The organism is Paenibacillus sp. J5 (assembly GCF_054955055.1).
Window position 1 is genome coordinate 1 of the sequence record NZ_JBUEDD010000011.1, and the last position, 17,600, is coordinate 17,600.

Sequence of the window (17,600 nt, forward strand, 5' to 3'; positions counted from 1 at the left end):
GCGACTTTATTAATATAACACATTCGCCTAGTTGATTGCAAGCTTTTTTTTAAATCTTTTTTCTTTCATTATCTCGCTCTCTCAGGCGCAAGAAGTAATATAACATACTCTTTCTATCGTTGTCAACGGTAGGCCATATATTTATTTCAATTCTTGCCACTGCTCTCTACCGAGGACATTCGACTCACCTTCCTATTGACGGACTAACCTGCGTTCCGCTTGAATATAGAAGGCCTGATGTGAGCTATCTCACTGATTGTTCATACACAGGACTGTAAGACTTCCGCCGTGCTGGACGGAGCAAGCCTTCGGTTTACGTCAATATAGATGACGATATAAAGCGAACCCCACTTAGACATAGCTAATCTCTAAAAGCAATAAAGCTACTTTTAGAGATTAGGCTAGAAATTGTTTTACAGCAATAGCCACTGCAACGCCAGAATAAGCAAGATGCCTGGCACGCCCAGTATGACGACCACCGCAACCGTCAGCGGATTCAGCGGGATGTGGAAGCCCGACACCCAGCCGGAGAAATTAAGCACATACAGGAGAAGGGCTGCGGCCACCAGATGCAGCAAAAAACGTTGAATCGTCAACCAAGACAATCTACTTCGAATCCACATCAATACCAGCAACGCCAGCGAGCCTGCCAGTATCGTCAACCACACCATTTTCATCCCGCTTCCTCCTCTTGTTCTCCGACTTGAGGACGATTCAATCCTTTGGCTTGCCGCAGAAGCATCTCATACCGTTTCTCCGCAGCCTCAATGGCAAAAATAGCATAGTCCACCTGATCCTTGCCCAGCGCATATTCAAAATGACGCTGAGCATTCACCCAATCGCGGTGCGCTTCCTGAATTTCCAGCAGCAGCTCGTCTGACTTCAGCCTCCGCTCGACAAGCTCCCTCCCCCCTGTCCTCCCCTTGCGCCAAGATTCCCACCAGCTCATAAGCTCACCCCCGCTTGTCCCGTTCTTCCCAAATCTCACTCTTACTCTATGAGCTCCAATCTCGGATTAGAACAGTAGCCGCAAGACTGCAAGAAAGGTCGTTGGGTATGACTCATACAATAGAAAATAGCCGTACTCCCAACTTGGGGAATACGGCTAGCTTCATAGTCAACCTAACTCGCGTCGGCCTTCAAGCGCCTTGGAGAGCGTAACCTCATCTGCGTATTCGAGATCGCCGCCTACTGGCAGCCCATGCGCGATTCGGGTGACTCGTATACCGAACGGCTTGATGAGCCTCGACAGATACATCGCGGTCGCCTCGCCTTCAATATTCGGATTCGTTGCCAGAATCAGCTCCTGTACACGCTCATCACTGAGGCGTGTGAGCAGTTCGCTAATCCGAATCTCCTCTGGACCGATTCCCTCCATAGGCGAGATCGCCCCCTGCAGCACATGGTATTGACCCATGAATTCCTTGGTTCGCTCCATCGCGATCAGATCCTTGGCCTCCTGCACCACACAGATGACCGATTGATCCCGCGTCTTGTCCTGACAGATACGGCATGGATCGACATCCGTAATATTGCAGCAGACCGAGCAATAGTGCAGATTGCGCTTCACGCTAACCAGCGCTTTGGCAAAATCAATCACATCATCCTCTTTCATTCGAAGCACATGAAACGCAAGACGAGCGGCTGTCTTCGGGCCAATCCCTGGCAGGCGGGAAAAAGAATCTATCAGCTTGGCTATCGGTTCGGGATAATGCAAGAGGTACAGCTCCTTCTAGAACAACCCTGGAATTTTCACGCCTCCGGTGAATTTGTTCATGTCATCATTAGACATTTCTTCCGCTTTGCCCAGCGCGTCGTTAACCGCAGCGAGCACCAGATCCTGCAGCATCTCGACATCATCCGGGTCAACTGCCTCCGGCTTGATCGTCAGGCTCAACAGCTTCTTGTGACCATTCACAGTACAGGAGACCACGCCGCCGCCAGAGGAACCGTCAACCGTTTTATGGCCCAGCGCCTCTTGCGCCTTCAGCATTTGCTCTTGCATTTTTTTCACTTGCTTCATCATTTGGTTCATGTTATTCATTGTTATCACCTCATAAGTAGTAGTTGGATATGCATAATCCTTGCTATTCGTCAGAGATTACCACAAGCTCTTCACCGAACAGCTTGACAGCCTCTTCCACCCATTCCGGCCTTGAAGGCTGACTCGCAGCAGTTTCAGCAGGATGCTCGCCCATCACGAACTCCTCCGGCTCCGCGGCAGGGCGGTGTTCCACAGCCGATTGCCATTCCTTCAGCATAATGGTGGCAAATTTGAACTCACGCTTCATCACGGCCTGCAGCACCCGCTCGATCAGCTCACGGTTCGCCGGCTTCTCTGTTGTTTCCCTGTGAATCTCATTCTTGAACGCAATCAATACACAATCAGGCAACGCCGATACCGGCTCACCGTTGATGAGCCAAGCATGAATCGAGATGCCAGCTTCCTTGACCCGCTGCAGCACCTCATTCCACTGCATACGCATCTGCTGGAACTCCTGGCTGCCGCGAGCAGCCAGATACGGCTCCAGCCGCACCTTCGGCCGCGCTCCCGCCCCGGCGCCTACAGCGCGCGCGCCGAAGGAGCCGGGGCGCCCGCCACCTCCGGCCGGCTGCACCGCGGGCGCTGCGCCCGCAGCACTGGCTCCGCCGCCCGCGCCCGTGCCGCTGCGCAGCACCTGCTCCAGCTTCTGCTCGAGCTGGCGCACCTGCTGCTCCAGCCGCGCCAGCTCGCCAGAGGAGGCTGCCGGTGGAGCGCTGGCTCCGCCCGCCGGAGCTGAGCTGCCTGCAGTACAGATCTTGAGCAGCGCTACCTCAAGCAGCGTCTGCGGCTGTACCGCATGCTTCAGCTCCACCTGATACTGATGAAGAATATCGATCATCTGGAACAGCCGTTCACGCTCATACTGCTCTGCCATCTCCCGAAAACGCTCCGTGTGAACGATCCGCTCGGTGGATTGCACTCCCTCTGGCACCAGCTTGAGCAGCAGCAGATCACGGAAGTAATAGACGAGATTCTCCATACATTTATCCGGGCTTTTCCCCGCTTGCATCAACCCTTCGACTAATGGCAGCAGTGCGGCGACATCGCGACGCAGGATCGCCTCCGCGAGGCTGGCGAATTGCTCAGCCGCAACACCGCCTGTCACTTCAACCGCATCGTCCAGCGTCATATGCCCTTTGGAGAACGCAGCCACCTGTTCGAGCAAGCTGATCGCATCGCGCATGCCGCCATCAGATAGGCGCGCAATATAGGACAACGCCTCCGCCTCCGCCTGCAGCCCTTCCTCGTCGCATATCTGCTGAAGACGGCTTGTCTGCTCCTCCAGCGCTACTTGTCTGAAGTCAAAGCGCTGGCATCTGGAGATAATCGTGGCAGGCAGCTTGTGAGGCTCGGTTGTAGCCAGTATAAATACGACATGCCCCGGCGGCTCCTCCAGCGTCTTCAGCAATGCGTTAAACGCTTCCGAAGTCAGCATGTGCACTTCATCAATAATATAAACCTTGTAACGGACCTCGGAGGGCGCGTACCGAACCTTGTCGCGAATATCGCGAATTTCGTCGATCCCCCGGTTGGAGGCTGCATCGATCTCCACGACATCCATTATCGAGCCGGCCGTAATGCCCACACAGGCCTCGCACTCATTGCAGGGCTCCACAGACGGACCATGCTGACAGTTGATCGCTTTGGCAAACACCTTGGCCGCAGTCGTCTTGCCTGTGCCCCTAGGACCGTTAAACAAATAAGCATGGGAAATACGCCGTTCCCCTATGGCATTCTGCAGCGTCTGGATTATGTGACGTTGTCCTACCATATCCCCGAAGGTTTGGGGACGCCAGGCGCGGTACAAAGCAATATGGGACACGCCAATCTTTCCTTTCCTCAGCTTCTCTACTTACGTCCGATAAATCTATTATACACTATCCTCAACTGATGCGAAAACCGCTTTTGAACCCTCTACGCTGCAACCGCACATGAGCAGTCCGGCCACTTACCTACGCAGCCATAGCCTGAAGCGACCACATCGCCCCGCGGGCTTCCCATCAGAGTGCCAATAATTTCCTCGCTCCAGCTTCATTTCTTCATTAGTCAGCATCAGCATACTGCCTTGCCCGATCCCCCTTTGCGACTCGTTCCTCCATCGGACATGGAATGCTGACGGTGAATGTGGTTCCCTTCTCCCTTGGGACTGCCCGGATATGCCCGCCCATATCATGAATAATCCGCTGACATACAGAAAGCCCGAGTCCGGTGCCGCCCTCCTTCGTCGTGACGAACGGATCGAACATCTTGTCCACCACAGACGGTGACAAGCCGGAGCCAGTATCATGAATATCGACATGAACCCATCTGCCACTTCCGTTTTCACGTTCAATCCGGTTGCCGATCGCCAGCGTTCCACCACGCTTCATCGCTTCGATTCCATTTTTGCATATGTTCAAAAATACCTGCTTCAGCATCTCCCGGTCGGCCACTACTCTGGGCAACGGAGACTCCGCATCAAATTGCAGGACAACTCCATGCAGCAACGCCTCGCTGCGAACAATCGGCATGATCTCGCGCAAGACAGCGCCTAGATCTACAAGATCATAGACGATATCCTTATGTTTGCTGAGCAGCAGAAACTCACTGACCAGATTATTGATTCGATCAATTTCGGTCAGCATAATTTCTGTGTAGCCGTATTCTTTATCGAGTTGCTTCTCACGCAGCGTTTTTTTGAACATTTGCAAAAAGCCCTTGATAGCTGTCAGCGGATTACGGATTTCATGCGCTGTCCCCGCAGCAATCTGCCCAATCATCGATAACCGATCGCTGCGCTGCACCTGCTCCTCAAGCGAGCGTAGATTCGATACATCCTTAAAGATAACATAAGCCCCCAACAGCTTCTCCCGCTCATCCCGCAGCAGGTTGGCGTCCATCAGCAGCTCCCACCGCTCATCTCCCCTCATCCGCCGCAGCGGATGGTTATGTACCGCTATCTCCTCAATCACCATTTGCTTAAGCATCTGGTGCTCGCCGGGAGCTCCCCTGAACACCTCATCCATCGAGTAGCCTATGACCTCCTCCTGTGACACGCCCAGCACTCGGCAAGCCAATGGACTGATGTCGCTGACCCGAAAATCCGGCTGCATCAGAATAACACCCAGGTTCTCATCCTTGAGAAAGGTCAGTGCAAATTGCTGTAATAAATTGCGCGTCCTCACAGCTCCCCCGGAGAGTAGAGCCAGGTTAGCTACGCCGCCCTCTCCCAGATCGAGACGAAACAGAAAGCATTGAAACTCCATAACCTCTCGTCCTGCCACCGTAAGCCATACCCGATTCCCAGACAGGCCCGCCGGCAGATGAGGGGTAGGGCTCGCCCAATTAAAAACATCCGCAAACAGGTGTCCGACAACCTGATCTGAAGCCAGTCCTGTCTGCTCCAAAAATTGGCGGTTCAGCTCGGTGATGACAAAGTCAGCATTGAACATAACGGCTGCTGGAAACAGCAGCGAATCCCATAGCTTGGCCAGCGCTTCCGGCCTTATCGGAATCGCTTGTTCAAATGATTCGTCAATCATCGTGTGGGTCCCCCTTACCGATACAAGTCTTATCCATGTTAAACCTTACATTATATTCTATTTCAAGCACACAGAATCCTTCTAAAGCATATGGATTCAAATAAATGAAAAAACACCTCTAACGTATTCGAGCGCTGGGCGCTCAAAACGCTAAAGGTGTAATCTGCCACGATATGAATCGTAATACCGTGCACCTGCCCTCGATTAATGAGATCCAGGCGGTACTCTTGATTCCAGCTCAGGCCAGGCACTCCCCCGGCACATGAACGAAACTGCTTACGGCTGCTTCCTTCCGGACCTGACCGGGTTCACAGGTGTCCATTGCGGAGGACCCGACCGTCAACACTGTTCACAAGCACCAAACCCCACATCAACAAAACCTACGACAGGAATTCAACCTCGCTACAGCGGATTGCGAGTTACAGGGCACCGCTACCTCCCCGTCTAGCACGGTAAATCTAAGTATAGCTGATCTTTGTCCACAACGCAACCACTTCTTCACTTCATACGTACTACCCGAATCTGGTATCGGGGCATGTTCTCCCGAAGGATCGCTTCCGCATCCTGAAGCAGCCGCTCCACATCCTGCTCGTTCATGCCAGGTTGCGGCCTGATTCGCGCCTCAATCCGTGGATCGTGAATCACGAAGCGCATCTGCTCAATGCCCGGCAGCCTGGATAGCTGCTCCTTCATGAACTTGATATCATTGCTGTAGCTGTAATAATTGGAATTGCCGAGCGGCAGGTTAGGATTGCTGTTCGACAAACCCATGTATCCGTCATGACCATACGTATTGACACCGTTCTTCGTTCTGCCAGAGCTTGTGCATCCCGTTCCCAGCACACCTGCAAGGAGTGTGGCAAGCAGCAGCAGAGCAACAGGCCGAAGCGATCGTCGTATGAACATAAAAAAGCCTCCCTTCGATACCCATAGGATGGCGCTGAGGGAGGCTCTTGTATTCTGCTAAATTGAGGCAGATCATTAAATGCCGTATTTCTTCTTGAAACGATCGACGCGTCCACCAGCATCCACAAACTTCTGCTTTCCTGTGAAGAACGGGTGGCAAACAGAGCAAATCTCTACGCGCAGGTTCGCTTTGATCGAACCAGTCTCGAAGCTGTTGCCGCATGCGCATGTTACATTTGTAACATGATACGTCGGATGAATACCTTGTTTCATCTCGTTCACCTCTTTCTGCCCTGAGTCGACTCGTGGACCCAGAGTTCAATCTAACAACATAGGGGATTATATCACAGGTGGGCGAGCTCTTGCAATGATTTCTTCGCGGGTCGCCTGCTGCGCTACGCCTTTACCGGCGGCTTATGGGTGTAAGAGCCAATTACGACATCTGGAAGTTCGGATCTGAAAATCTCAAGCGCCTGCTTCATCCCATAGATTTCTCCTTGTGCCTTCGGAATGAGCTCCAGATAGCTCTCGGGATCGATGTTCAGATTACGCATCTGAATGAGACGCAGCCCTGTTCGCTTGGCAAACCCGATCATCGCTTCAATCTCCTCCTCGCGATCCGTCACGCCAGGGAAGATCAGATAATTGATGGAGGTATAGACGCCCTTGGAGGTCGCATATTTCAGCGATTTCTCCACATTAGCCAGCGTATAGGCCCGCGGCTTATAGTAGGCGTTGTAATGCTCGTCCAGTGCGCTGATCGTGCTGACACGCATCAGATCCAACCCGGCATCGACGATGGCCCGGATATGATCTGTCAGTCCGGCATTGGTATTAATGTTAATGTATCCGTTCGAGGTCTGGCTGCGCACGCGCTGCATCGCCTCGACGATGAGCTTCACCTGCGTAGACGGCTCACCTTCGCAGCCCTGGCCGAAGCTGATGATCGCCTCTGGCACCTGAAGATGCTCTAGCATAATATCAACAATTTCTTCTACCGTTGGCCTGAAGTTCATCCGTGTCTGCGGAGCAGGAAAGCCGCTGTCATCCGGCTGCTCCGAGATACAGCCAAAGCAGCCCGCATTGCAGGAATACGATACAGGCACCGCCCCCTCCAATCGGTTCAAAAACGTATTGGAGGCCGTCAGGCATTCGTAGCCGAGCGCACAATTGGACAGATGCTGGAACAGCCGATTCTCCGGGTATTTCCCCAAGATCCTCTCCACCTGCACACCCAGCTCCGTGCGGTCGCAATGCAGCGGATTCCATGGCTCGGGATCATCGGATTGCTCCGCAGCTACATAGAACCGCCCTTCCTTCCAGACAACAGCGGAGTAGCCAAATAGCGGCAGCTTCTGCGTCTTGTCGGACTTGACGTAGCCTGGCAGCGCCAGCCTCGTAAATCCTTGCGGAAGCAGCGCGCCAACAGCCTGCAGCTTGCCAGGAAGAAGCTCCATCTTGCCGGTGTGCATGTTCAGCCCCACAGGTCTTGTATATGGCAATCCCACCAGAGTCGCCCCATCAGGGAGCGGAATCAGCTCATCCTCCATCAGCTCGATGACCATCTCCGCACTCCGGCCAAGAGCCAGATAGTCTGGATGGTCAAAGACATTGCCTTGCTCATCTGCGTATACCAGATTCATGTTGTCCAACCTTCTTCCCTAAGATACCGGAGTGGAGCGAGTCGGCCTGCGACCAGTCGAGCTGCTGCTTCCAGCAGACGGACGGGAAGGCGTACTCTTCTCTGCAACGCTCGACGTGTCGAGCGCCATCAGAAACTCCGCATTGGTCTTGCTGTCCGCCAGCTTCTTGAGGAATCCGTCTACAAATTCGAGCGAATCATTCATCGACTTGCGGATCGCCCATACTTTTTCCAGCTCTTCCTTCGTCAGCAGCATCTCCTCGCGCCGTGTCCCGGAACGACGAATATCCAGTGCTGGGAAGATTCTTCTCTCCGCGAGCTTGCGATCCAGATGCAGCTCCATGTTGCCGGTTCCCTTGAATTCCTCATAGATGACATCATCCATACGGGAGCCAGTCTCTACCAGAGCGGTTGCCAGAATGGTCAAGCTGCCTCCCTCTTCCACGTTGCGCGCCGAGCCAAAGAAACGTTTCGGACGATGGAAGGCTGCCGGATCAATACCACCGCTTAGCGTGCGACCCGATGGTGGAATGACGAGGTTATACGCCCGCGCCAGCCGTGTGATGCTGTCCAGCAATATCACAACATCCTTCTTGTGCTCTACAAGACGCAACGCGCGCTCCAGCACCAGCTCGGCTACCTTGATATGATGCTCAGGAAGCTCATCAAACGTGGACGCCACCACTTCGCCCTTCACCGAGCGCTGCATGTCGGTCACTTCCTCTGGCCGCTCATCAATCAGCAGAACGAACAGCTCAATATCCGGTTGGTTGGTGGAGATACTGTTGGCAATCTCCTTCAACAGCAAGGTTTTGCCTGCCTTTGGCGGAGCAACAATCAGTCCGCGCTGTCCCAGGCCAACAGGAGCCAACAGATCCATGATACGTGTAGACAGTTTGTTGGGGGCAGTTTCCATAACCAGTTTCTTCTCAGGAAATAGCGGGGTTAGGGCAGGGAAATGAAGCCGCTCAGCAGCCTGCGTCGGGTTCTCTCCATTGACCGCATTGACTTGCAGCAATCCGAAATACCGTTCATTCTCCTTAGGCGCCCGGCACTTGCCGGATACCAGGTCTCCCGTTCGCAGGTCGAACTTGCGAATCTGGGAAGCCGAGATATAGATGTCCTCGGGGCTTGGAAGATAATTGATCGGCCTCAGGAAGCCGAAGCCCTCCGGCAAAATTTCGAGCACGCCCTGCATGAACATCAAGCCGCTCTTTTCAGCCTGGGCACGGAGAATAGCAAAGATCAGTTCTTTCTTCTTCAATTGCCCATAATAAGGAATTTGATACTGCTTGGCGAGCTTATATAGCTCCGTCAGCTTTAATTCTTCCAGATCTGCGATCTGCAGTTCCGTCATGTTCTCACCACTTTATTTGATTTTCATCCAGCTTTGCCGGATTTATGCAACTCTATTCGCTCTCGCGCCAAACATCCGCACCCAGATTACGCAGATTATCGACCAGGAAATCGTAGCCGCGATCGATATATTCCACTCCGGTTATCTCTGTTACCCCATCGGTCACCGTCAACCCCGCAACGGTCAGTGCAGCGCCCGCACGCAGATCGGCAGCGCGAACCTTCGCCCCATTGAGCGGTCCACCCTCAATAATCGCTGATCGCCCCTCAATACGTATATTGGCTCCCATACGCATCAGCTCAGGGACATGCTTGAATCGGTTGCTGTACACATAGTCTGATAAAATACTGACGCCGGCGGCTTGCGTAAGCAAGCTGGTCATAGGGGATTGGAGGTCTGTAGCAAATCCGGGGTACACAAGTGCTTTTACATCTATGGCATGATAGGCAGGCTGACCGACGATGCGGATGGCCTCATCCAGCTCATAGACCTGGACACCCATCTCCTGCAGCTTGGCCGTAACAGCTTCCATATGCTTGGGTATAACATTATCAATCAGTACATCGCCTCGGGTCGCAGCCGCTGCGATCATATAGGTACCGGCCTGAATCCGGTCAGGAATAATCGAATGCCGGCAACCGTGCAGGCTATCGACACCTTCGATGCGGATCGTTTCGGTCCCAGCCCCCTTGATTTTGGCTCCCATCGCGCTAAGCAAGGTGGCTACATCTATAATTTCAGGCTCTTTTGCCGCATTTTCGATAATTGTGGAGCCCTTAGCTCTGGAAGCCGCAAGCATAATATTAATGGTAGCACCGACGCTAACAACATCCAGGTAGATCTTCGCACCCCGCAGCTCCTTCGCGGAGATTCGGATGGAGCCATGATCGTTCGTTACCGTAGCTCCGAGCGCTTCAAAGCCTTTGATATGCTGGTCGATCGGCCGCGGCTCAAAATTACAGCCCCCAGGCAATCCGATCGTCGCCTCGCCAAACCGCCCAAGCAGCGCGCCCATCAAGTAATAGGAAGCACGCAGCAGCTTAACTTTGCCATTGGGCATCGGCTTGGATGTCAGAGCAGAAGGATCAATCTTCATCGTAGCGCCATCCCAGACGACCTTGCCGCCCAGCTCTTGAAGAATCTCGCTATACACGGCTACATCGCTCAAGCGCGGCAAATTATCAAGAGTAACCTCTGTCTCCGCCAGCAATGCTGCCGGGATCAGAGCAACTGCACTGTTCTTCGCGCCACTGATCTGAACTGTGCCGCGCAGCGGACGACCGCCTCGAATCATTAATTTTTCCATGTCGTTCATAATCCTCCCACTTGAGAAGAAGACAAAGGAAAACCCGCCTTAGACCCGTCGCAGGCAGTACCTTATCCACCCGGAAAAGCATATCCAGAAGACCCGAGGACTGCGAGCTGCTCAGGCAAAGACGGGATTTCATTTGTTTCGGAAGTAACGCCAGCCCTTTAATCGCTTATCGGACTGTACGAAACGTATTGGCGTCCGTAGACGGAAATAGCCGTTGTGCCGTTCAAGGTCGGAGTACAGCGATTAAGCTTGGTTGCTGCTGCCGAACAGACGAATTTTCTCTTGAACAACAGCCTGCATTGCATTGCGTGCAGGAGTCAGATATTTACGTGGGTCATATACAGTCGCATTGGCAGCCAGAACTTCACGAATAGCGTTCGTGCAAGCCACTTGGTTTTCAGTATTTACGTTGATTTTGCCAACGCCAGCTTGGATTGCTTGGCGAATTGCATCGTCAGGCACGCCGGATCCGCCATGCAGTACGACAGGAACTGGAATCGCGTCGACTACTTTTTGGATAATATCATAATGGATTTTCGGCTCTCCCTTGTACATACCGTGAGCAGTACCTACAGCGATTGCCAGACAGTCTACGCCAGTCTCTTCATAGAAGCGAATCGCTTCTTCCGGCTTCGCCAGGCTTGCATGCTCATCATCCACGCTGATGTCATCCTCAACGCCGCCAATTGTTCCCAGCTCGCCCTCAACGGATACGCCCATCGCGCGTGCAGCTTTAACCACTTCTTTGGTCAGGCGGATGTTATCCTCCAGAGAATAGTGGGAGCCGTCAAACATAACCGAGGAGAAGCCCGCACGGATACATTTCATCGCTACTTCAAAGCTGCTGCCGTGGTCGAGATGCAGTGCAATTGGAAGTCCGGATTTCTTCGCAGCCGCTTCCGCAATGGCAACTGTAAACTCGATGCCCATATATTTCAGTGCGCCTTCGCTAACACCGTAAATAAATGGAGCTTTCTCTTCAATTGCAGCGTCAACGATAGCCTGAGCAAACTCCAGGTTATTCATGTTGAACTGACCTACTGCAAATTTGTTGGCTTTTGCTTTTGGCAAAAATTCGTTCATCGATACCAATGGCATGGTTCTCTTCCTCCTATAGATGCATTTTGACTCAAGCCCGAACAGACTTGTCATACTGAGACATTATACCACAAGGTAACGCGATTATGTAAAGAGAAGCATGTTGTCACTGCCCTTGCGGCACCCTCGGTATCACCTGCCTTTGCCGCTCATGTGACTACGGTCATTGACGTCGATGCTGTCATCAGGAACGTAAGCGTATACTTGAGTGCAAAAGCATATCTTTTGCTGGCAAAATGCACCGTGAGAACGCCTTCATTATACCCCACTTGCTACGTTCACATATATTTAATTTTTTCTCATTTTCACAAATTTCCATTGGCTTGGGACGTAGGGAATACGATTGCAGGCGTGGTGCTTACATAAGGGGATCGGGTGTGAGGCAAGCCTATAGGACGGTTTCACTAAGGGCGACTTCCATAGTTCTGAAGCAAAACTTCAGGGGTCTGCTAGGACCCCATCGCATAACAGTTGTTCGACTCTCCGTCCCTCAACTGCATATTGACAGCCACTCTCATCTCGTCAATATCGAACGGCTTGGTAAAATGCATGACCGCTCCCAGGTCTGTCGCTTCTTTAATCATATCCAGCTCGCCGTATGCTGTCATCATAATTACCTTGATGTCGCGGTTGATGGCTTTGATATGCTTCAGAATTTCCAGGCCGTCCATGCCCGGGATCTTCATATCCAGCAGCACCAGATCCGGAGACTCCGTTCTTACGATCTCCAATGCAAGCTTGCCGTTGGAAGCCTGAAAGGTCTGGTAACCCTCGCTGCTGAAAACTTCCACGAGTAGCACACGAATGCCGTTTTGATCGTCCACAATCAACACTTTCTTCTTTTCCAACTTTAGCCCTCCTACAAGTGAGCGACACAAGGTGCAAATCCCAAGCAAGCCTAGACGCTCATGATTTGCCAGCGTTACCGGTGAAGCATGGAGATCAAATTTATCCGGCGCCGCATGAAGATGTCAACTCTTCCATAATCGTTACTATATTCGCGCCCCATCACCCAATCTCCTTCTTCGCCTAAAAAAAACCATTTCCACTAGATTACAAAAAGGCGTTCGGACCCTCAGCAGCTCTGCTGCTTGGCTCCGAACGCCAATCGAACCTCTAAAATGCAGGGAACAGCGCGGATAACCGCGCTATGAATGTTATTGACCAGCGTAGCTCAGCGCAGCACGCACAAAATCGCGGAACAGCGGCTGTGGACGATTCGGGCGAGAAGTGAACTCTGGATGGAACTGGACAGCCAGGAACCATGGATGCCCTGGCAGCTCCACAATCTCCGCCAAGCGACCGTCAGGGGATGTGCCAGAGAACTTCAGGCCAGCCTTCTCAATCTGCTCCTTGTACTCGTTGTTGAATTCGTAGCGATGGCGGTGACGCTCATAGACCAGCTCATCGCCATAAGCGCGCCACGCCAACGTGTCTTCGCTGATCTTGCACGGGTACAAGCCCAGGCGCATCGTGCCGCCCAGATCCTCAATGTCCTTTTGCTCCGGCAGCAGGTCAATGACCGGGTATGAGGTGGAGGAATCAATCTCCGAGCTGTTCGCCCCTCTGAGTCCAGCAACATGGCGGGCGTATTCGATAACCGCCACCTGCATCCCCAGACAGATGCCGAAGAAGGGTACCTGATTCTCGCGTGCATGACGAATCGCAACAATCTTGCCCTCGATGCCCCGATCGCCGAAGCCGCCCGGAACGAGGATGCCATGAACGCCAGAGAGCGCCTCAGCCACATTGTCGTCGGTAAGCTCCTCGGCATTCACCCAGCGCAGCTTGACATCCGAATTGGCATCAATGCCGGCATGTCCGAGTGATTCCACAATACTAAGATAGGCATCATGCAGCGCGACGTACTTGCCGACAATCGCGATCTCCGTCGTCTTCTCAAGCGACTTCACGCGCTGCACGAGCGATTCCCACTCGGTCATGTCTGGCTGCCCGGCCTCAAGCTTCAGGTGATTGACAACAATGTCGTCCAGCCCTTGCTCGCGCAAGTTGAGCGGTACTTCATATAGATTGGATGCGTCGACACACTCCACTACCGCATTGGCGTCGATGTCGCAGAACAGGGCGATCTTACGCTTCAAGTCCTCGGCAATCGGATACTCGGTGCGGCATACGATTACATTCGGCTGAATGCCGATGCTACGCAGCTCCTTAACACTATGCTGGGTCGGCTTCGTCTTCACCTCGCCGGCAGCCTTAATGTAAGGAATCAGCGTAACGTGGATATACATGACGTTGTCGCGCCCAATATCGCTCTTGATCTGACGGATAGCCTCCAGAAACGGCAAGCTCTCAATATCTCCTACAGTGCCGCCAATCTCTGTAATAACGACGTCAGAGCCTGCTTCCTTGCCCGCACGGAAGACCCGTTCCTTGATTTCATTGGTAATATGCGGGATAACCTGCACCGTACCGCCGAGGTATTCGCCACGGCGCTCCTTGCTGATGACGGTGGAGTAGATTTTACCGGTTGTTACATTGCTATTCTTGGAGAGATTAATATCAATGAACCGCTCATAGTGTCCCAGATCAAGATCAGTCTCCGCCCCATCATCCGTGACGAACACCTCGCCGTGCTGGTAAGGACTCATTGTTCCGGGGTCAACGTTAATGTAAGGATCGAATTTTTGAATCGTTACTTTCAGTCCGCGGTTCTTCAGGAGCCGGCCGAGCGAAGCAGCCGTAATTCCCTTGCCCAACGAGGAGACGACACCGCCTGTTACGAAAATGTACTTTGTCACGAAATAATACCCTCCAAGCGTTATGTTAATATTAGGGTTGCCCATTTTTGTGCATGGTCAAACAGCCGCAAGCGCGGACCGCCGGCCTGACAGAAACAACTATATTGCATGCCAAAACGGCGAACGCCGTCCCGGAAGACGGCCAAGCTGTTTTGTATATCCATCTAAACACCACGTGTAAACGGCTGTCGCAGGCCTCTAGAGGCCTTGACGGGCTAAGCTTCGTTTCGCGTAGATATATAAGTGAGGTATAAGCTGTTTTGCTTATAAATCCTTATATATTAAACAAAAAAAGTGACACCCGCTGCCACGGGGCACTTTTAAAATTGTCCATCATATTAAAAATCAAATCTGTAGCCCATGCAATAGTTTACTCTGTAGCACCAGCTCTGTCAAGGGTTAACGGCAGCCGCCATTCAGAGAAAATCTGGCCGCCACGCTTGCATAGTAAGAAGGGTGCTGCACGTCACGGGCACAGCGCTGCGGCATGGTCAAAATCACGACCCCTAGGCTATGATCATGATGCCCTGCAAGCTGCCTAGCAACTGGCTGCTTCCCAGTCCCCCCGCAGCCAGTACAGCGAATAGACGCCACATCCACTCACCGGCTTGGATGACTGACCACCGCCATGCAGCCAGTCATTCCACGCCGGGAGCGAGCTCTGCCGTGATACGCCGCTTGTGCGCCTAGCGCTAGCGGTCTTCTTCCTCGTTCGACTCTTCCTCGGATTCTTCGCCGAACTCTTCTTCTTCCTCGGATTCTTCCTCAATCTCCTCGTCGTCGATCATGCCCTCGCCGTCGACTTCAGCTTCCTCCTCCGATTCGTCGAAGATGTCCTCACTATCCTCATTATACAGATCGTAATCCTCGTCGTCCGCCACGTAGGTTTCCTCTTCCTCGTCCACGAAAATATCTTCCTCATCATCATCGTCATCGTTAATGATGCGTGGACGCTTCGCGTTGCCGACCGGATCTTCGGAGCGCTCTACCGGGTACCAGCGCTTCAAGCCCCACATATTGCTGCCAACACAGGCAAAGCGGCCATCAATATTGATCTCCGTATACACCTGTGCAATCACCTGATTGATCTCATCCTGGGACAGACCTCTAATTTTAGCGATTTCAAGCATCAGATCCCTGTAATAGTAAGGCGTATTGGCTGCCTTCAACACTTCAAACGCCAGATCGACCATCGGCATTTCCTGAATCCGTTCGGAGCTAATTTTCAAGGTTAACTCACTGCTCATTTCCACCCATCCTCTCATGCTATATGCTTCAGCTTCTTCGCATGCCCTATCCATTATCACACTATAGTAAAACCTATTTCCTGTTAAAATGCAAGCACCTATCCGCTCCATCTGATCCCACTGCAAAAATGATTTCCAGACGTATGTAACTGCTGCTTTCATGACCTTGGCGCTATAACGGCCGCCTTTAACAAGGTATTCCCCCTTGATCGAGTGAACAACAGACGGATACGGCGCTCGCCGTCCTTGGGAGGTGCGCTTCGTTTCGCGCAGATATAGAAGCACATATAAGGCGAACAGCACGTACACATGCTTATATATTAAAAAAGCGAAGGGTTTCCCCTTCGCTTCGACTGTATCCTACCGAAAGCGCACACGCATCTGCACGGCTCCGGTACCGGTGAGAGGCCGGCTAAACTCTCACTCTTATACTATGTCCGAAGCCGATATTTGACACGGCTGCGCGCCTATTTATTTGAAATCAGGTTACTTGCTCATTCCGACGTAAGCCATGTCTCATACAATAGCTCAGCACGGTCGTCGGGAGGGTTGCAAATTGGATTCAACCGCATTTATCCACTGGCTGCAGGCCGCCACAGTCGAACAGAACCATACCGCCAGGCAGAAAATCATCCATTTCCATGATCCCGCTGTGTATGAGCAATGCACCCGCATATTGTCCGAGTCCGCCAAGTCGAATCCTCAACTGTACCAAATTAAGCCCATGCCGCTTATTCAGGCCTTATCCTGCCGTATGGCCGATCGCACGCCTGAGCTCGATTCGAGCATGATCTGGGTCGAGGAGGACGAAGAGGTTACCGTCCACTCCAGCGTCAAAAAGACGCCTCAGCCCGCTGGCGGCATCCCATGGGGTGTCCAGCAGGTGAAGGCGCCCGCAGCATGGAGCAAGACGACCGGACATAGAATACGCATCGGAGTCATCGATACCGGAGTCGACTTCAGCCATCCCGATCTGCGGCAATCGCTCACACGGGGCATCAATCTCCTCAACCGCTCGACGCTGCCGCATGACGATAACGGGCATGGCACACATATCGCCGGAACGATCGCCGCGGCCAATCAGCCCAAGGGTATGATTGGCGTAGCCCCGCGGTCGACGATCTCTCCGGTCAAGGCATTCGATCATAATGGCAGCGCCTACGTGTCCGATATTATCTTGGGCATCGACTGGTGTGTCCGTAATCGCATCCATATCATTAATATGAGCTTCGGGATGAAGTCCCGGAGCAAGGCACTTCTTAACGCTGTTGCCAATGCCTATCATTCAGGCGTTATTATTGTTGCGTCGTCAGGCAATGACAGCAAGCGCAAAGCCATCGACTACCCGGCTCGCTATTCACAGACCATCTCTGTCGGGGCAACCAATCGCCTGCGGCGCATTGCTCCGTTCAGCAATAGGGGCAGTCATATCGACATCTATGCGCCAGGAGACCGGATTGTATCTGCCTGGCTACGCGGCAAATATCATGAGATGAGCGGCACCTCGATGGCGACGTCACATGTAAGCGGTGCTGTCGCTCTGCTGCTGGCTCGCTATCCAGAGCTGGGGCCTTCGGAGATCAAGTTAATTCTGAAGCAGGCGATGCAGCCCCTGCGTGGCAGCAAAGCCCCTAAGGTAACCGGCGAGCTGGACATTATGAAGATGCTGCGGGCTGCGGATCACTCCGCACGTCCATAGGATACAGGC

16 protein-coding genes and 1 other RNA gene are annotated in these 17,600 nt (G+C 52.8%); 1 reads left to right on the plus strand and 16 read right to left on the minus strand.

Annotation, left to right across the window (positions count from 1 at the left end; translation table 11 throughout):
• Positions 1-413 precede the first annotated feature (413 nt).
• The 16 genes from ACY1JZ_RS19325 to rpoE form a co-directional block, all read right to left on the minus strand.
• The gene (locus ACY1JZ_RS19325) at positions 414-677 is read right to left on the minus strand and encodes a pro-sigmaK processing inhibitor BofA family protein (protein ID WP_270167439.1); all 264 of its coding nucleotides are present in this window, start codon (positions 675-677) and stop codon (positions 414-416) included.
• Entirely contained in the window at positions 674-949 is a 276-nt protein-coding gene (locus ACY1JZ_RS19330; RefSeq protein WP_270167437.1) for a DUF2508 family protein, read from the minus strand. The genes ACY1JZ_RS19325 and ACY1JZ_RS19330 overlap by 4 nt, the downstream gene beginning before the upstream one ends.
• Positions 950-1,117: 168 nt before the next feature.
• Positions 1,118-1,717 (minus strand): recombination mediator RecR, encoded by a 600-nt coding sequence (gene recR / locus ACY1JZ_RS19335; protein WP_270167435.1) that lies wholly within the window; start codon positions 1,715-1,717, stop codon positions 1,118-1,120.
• A gap of 15 nt (positions 1,718-1,732) precedes the next feature.
• On the minus strand, positions 1,733-2,044 hold the full coding sequence (locus ACY1JZ_RS19340; protein WP_270167433.1) for a YbaB/EbfC family nucleoid-associated protein: 312 nt from the start codon (positions 2,042-2,044) through the stop codon (positions 1,733-1,735).
• Positions 2,045-2,087: 43 nt separating this feature from the next.
• Positions 2,088-3,866 (minus strand): DNA polymerase III subunit gamma/tau, encoded by a 1,779-nt coding sequence (gene dnaX, locus ACY1JZ_RS19345; RefSeq protein ID WP_270167431.1) that lies wholly within the window; start codon positions 3,864-3,866, stop codon positions 2,088-2,090.
• Positions 3,867-4,086: 220 nt separating this feature from the next.
• Positions 4,087-5,565 carry an ATP-binding protein gene (locus ACY1JZ_RS19350; protein WP_270167429.1) on the minus strand — a complete coding sequence of 493 codons (1,479 nt, stop codon included), beginning with the start codon at positions 5,563-5,565 and terminating at the stop codon, positions 4,087-4,089.
• A 186-nt stretch (positions 5,566-5,751) separates the two neighbouring features.
• Positions 5,752-6,018, minus strand: an RNA gene (gene ffs, locus ACY1JZ_RS19355) — signal recognition particle sRNA large type.
• Between the two features lie 45 nt (positions 6,019-6,063).
• Complete coding sequence (locus ACY1JZ_RS19360; protein WP_270167427.1) at positions 6,064-6,471, minus strand: hypothetical protein; 408 nt, start codon at positions 6,469-6,471, stop codon at positions 6,064-6,066.
• A gap of 75 nt (positions 6,472-6,546) precedes the next feature.
• Positions 6,547-6,744: a 50S ribosomal protein L31 gene (rpmE, locus tag ACY1JZ_RS19365; RefSeq protein ID WP_270167425.1), complete on the minus strand. Its 198-nt coding sequence runs from the start codon at positions 6,742-6,744 to the stop codon at positions 6,547-6,549.
• Between the two features lie 122 nt (positions 6,745-6,866).
• Entirely contained in the window at positions 6,867-8,114 is a 1,248-nt protein-coding gene (locus tag ACY1JZ_RS19370; protein ID WP_270167423.1) for a radical SAM family protein, read from the minus strand.
• An 18-nt stretch (positions 8,115-8,132) separates the two neighbouring features.
• Positions 8,133-9,470, minus strand: a complete 1,338-nt coding sequence (gene rho / locus ACY1JZ_RS19375) for a transcription termination factor Rho (protein WP_270167421.1) — start codon at positions 9,468-9,470, stop codon at positions 8,133-8,135.
• 52 nt (positions 9,471-9,522) lie between these two features.
• Positions 9,523-10,776, minus strand: coding sequence for a UDP-N-acetylglucosamine 1-carboxyvinyltransferase (gene murA / locus ACY1JZ_RS19380; RefSeq protein ID WP_270167419.1), 1,254 nt, complete (start codon positions 10,774-10,776; stop codon positions 9,523-9,525).
• A 252-nt stretch (positions 10,777-11,028) separates the two neighbouring features.
• Positions 11,029-11,883, minus strand: a complete 855-nt coding sequence (gene fba, locus ACY1JZ_RS19385; RefSeq protein ID WP_462630552.1) for a class II fructose-1,6-bisphosphate aldolase — start codon at positions 11,881-11,883, stop codon at positions 11,029-11,031.
• 449 nt (positions 11,884-12,332) lie between these two features.
• Positions 12,333-12,731 (minus strand): response regulator, encoded by a 399-nt coding sequence (locus ACY1JZ_RS19390; protein WP_270167414.1) that lies wholly within the window; start codon positions 12,729-12,731, stop codon positions 12,333-12,335.
• A 309-nt stretch (positions 12,732-13,040) separates the two neighbouring features.
• Positions 13,041-14,645, minus strand: a complete 1,605-nt coding sequence (gene pyrG / locus ACY1JZ_RS19395) for a CTP synthase (protein ID WP_270167413.1) — start codon at positions 14,643-14,645, stop codon at positions 13,041-13,043.
• Positions 14,646-15,337: 692 nt separating this feature from the next.
• On the minus strand, positions 15,338-15,892 hold the full coding sequence (gene rpoE, locus ACY1JZ_RS19400) for a DNA-directed RNA polymerase subunit delta (protein ID WP_462630554.1): 555 nt from the start codon (positions 15,890-15,892) through the stop codon (positions 15,338-15,340).
• Positions 15,893-16,448: 556 nt separating this feature from the next.
• On the opposite strand from rpoE, the gene ACY1JZ_RS19405 reads away from it, so the two are divergent.
• Positions 16,449-17,591: a S8 family peptidase gene (locus tag ACY1JZ_RS19405; RefSeq protein ID WP_462630556.1), complete on the plus strand. Its 1,143-nt coding sequence runs from the start codon at positions 16,449-16,451 to the stop codon at positions 17,589-17,591.
• The last annotated feature ends 9 nt before the right edge of the window (positions 17,592-17,600 follow it).

Excerpts from the sequence above, each read along its gene's own strand:
- ACY1JZ_RS19370 (WP_270167423.1), bottom strand. The coding sequence starts at position 8,114 with ATGAATCTGGTATACGCAGATGAGCAAGGCAATGTCTTTGACCATCCA.
- rpmE (WP_270167425.1), bottom strand. The coding sequence starts at position 6,744 with ATGAAACAAGGTATTCATCCGACGTATCATGTTACAAATGTAACATGC.
- fba (WP_462630552.1), bottom strand. The coding sequence starts at position 11,883 with ATGCCATTGGTATCGATGAACGAATTTTTGCCAAAAGCAAAAGCCAAC.
- ACY1JZ_RS19340 (WP_270167433.1), bottom strand. The coding sequence starts at position 2,044 with ATGAATAACATGAACCAAATGATGAAGCAAGTGAAAAAAATGCAAGAG.
- ACY1JZ_RS19325 (WP_270167439.1), bottom strand. The coding sequence starts at position 677 with ATGAAAATGGTGTGGTTGACGATACTGGCAGGCTCGCTGGCGTTGCTG.
- murA (WP_270167419.1), bottom strand. The coding sequence starts at position 10,776 with ATGGAAAAATTAATGATTCGAGGCGGTCGTCCGCTGCGCGGCACAGTT.
- rho (WP_270167421.1), bottom strand. The coding sequence starts at position 9,470 with ATGACGGAACTGCAGATCGCAGATCTGGAAGAATTAAAGCTGACGGAG.
- ACY1JZ_RS19330 (WP_270167437.1), bottom strand. The coding sequence starts at position 949 with ATGAGCTGGTGGGAATCTTGGCGCAAGGGGAGGACAGGGGGGAGGGAG.
- rpoE (WP_462630554.1), bottom strand. The coding sequence starts at position 15,892 with ATGAGCAGTGAGTTAACCTTGAAAATTAGCTCCGAACGGATTCAGGAA.
- ACY1JZ_RS19350 (WP_270167429.1), bottom strand. The coding sequence starts at position 5,565 with ATGATTGACGAATCATTTGAACAAGCGATTCCGATAAGGCCGGAAGCG.
- ACY1JZ_RS19360 (WP_270167427.1), bottom strand. The coding sequence starts at position 6,471 with ATGTTCATACGACGATCGCTTCGGCCTGTTGCTCTGCTGCTGCTTGCC.